Genomic DNA, 1587 nt, shown 5'->3' on the forward strand with positions numbered 1-1587 from the left:
TAAAAGTCAGCGTACCGACTTTTTACTCTTAGAAAGGAGGTGATCCAGCCGCACCTTCCGATACGGCTACCTTGTTACGACTTCACCCCAGTTACTGACCCTACCTTCGACTGCTGCGTCCTAATGGTTCGCTCACAGGCTTCGGGTATTGCCAACTCCCATGGTGTGACGGGCGGTGTGTACAAGACCCGGGAACGCATTCACCGCGACATTCTGATTCGCGATTACTAGCAACTCCAACTTCATGTACTCGAGTTGCAGAGTACAATCCGAACTGGGACAGATTTTGTGAGTTTCGCTTCAGATCACTCTTTCGCTGCCCTCTGTATCTGCCATTGTAGCACGTGTGTAGCCCAAGTCATAAAGGGCATGATGATTTGACGTCGTCCCCACCTTCCTCCGGTTTATCACCGGCAGTATCGCTAGAGTCCCCAACTTAATGATGGTAACTAACGATAGGGGTTGCGCTCGTTATGGGACTTAACCCAACATCTCACGACACGAGCTGACGACAACCATGCACCACCTGTAATACAGCCCACCGAAGTGGTAAGGAATTATCTCTAATTCCCTCCGTATTATGTCAAGACTTGGTAAGGTTCTTCGCGTTGCGTCGAATTAAACCACATGCTCCGCTGCTTGTGCGGGTCCCCGTCAATTCCTTTGAGTTTCACACTTGCGTGCGTACTCCCCAGGCGGAGTGTTTAATGCGTTAGCTGCGGCTCCCAGATTATTCCAAGAACCTAACACTCATCGTTTACAGCGTGGACTACCAGGGTATCTAATCCTGTTTGCTACCCACGCTTTCGTACCTCAGCGTCAGATGATGACCAGAAAGTCGCCTTCGCCACCGGTATTCTTCCTAATATCTGCGCATTTCACCGCTACACTAGGAATTCCACTTTCCCTTTCATCTCTCAAGCCTAACAGTTTTAAAAGCTTTATATAGTTGAGCTATATTCTTTCACTTCTAACTTACTAGGCCGCCTACGTACCCTTTACGCCCAATGATTCCGGACAACGCTCGGTCCATACGTATTACCGCGGCTGCTGGCACGTATTTAGCCGGACCTTATTCTTACGGTACTGTCATTTTCATCCCGTAAAAAAGATTTTTACAACCCGAAGGCCTTCTAAATCACGCGGCGTCGCTGCATCAGGGTTTCCCCCATTGTGCAAAATTCCCCACTGCTGCCTCCCGTAGGAGTTTGGGCCGTGTCTCAGTCCCAATGTGGCCGTACACTCTCTCAAGCCGGCTACTGATCGTCGCCTTGGTGAGCTTTTATCTCACCAACTAGCTAATCAGACGCAAGTCCATCTTACACCGATAAATCTTTGGTCTTTCCAGCATGTGCTGATTAGACTTTATAGGGTATTATTCTCCGTTTCCAGAGGCTATCCCCTTGTATAAGGCAGGTTACTCACGTGTTACTCACCCGTTCGCCACTAATCCACTTAAGTTCATTCCGAAGAAATCATCTAAGCTTCATCGTTCGACTTGCATGTGTTATGCACGCCGCCAGCGTTTATCCTGAGCCAGGATCAAACTCTCAATTAAAGTTTGATCTTGACTATTGTCATTTTTCG

1 rRNA gene is annotated in these 1587 nt (G+C 48.4%); it reads right to left on the minus strand.

The features are described from left to right. Nucleotides 1-32: 32 nt before the first annotated feature. Nucleotides 33-1558: ribosomal RNA gene (locus ASHG_RS00005) — 16S ribosomal RNA — on the minus strand. Between the last annotated feature and the right edge of the window lie 29 nt (nt 1559-1587).

It is taken from the genome of Anaerococcus senegalensis JC48 (assembly GCF_000321005.1).
In the GTDB taxonomy this organism is placed as follows: Bacteria; Bacillota; Clostridia; order Tissierellales; family Peptoniphilaceae; genus Anaerococcus; species Anaerococcus senegalensis.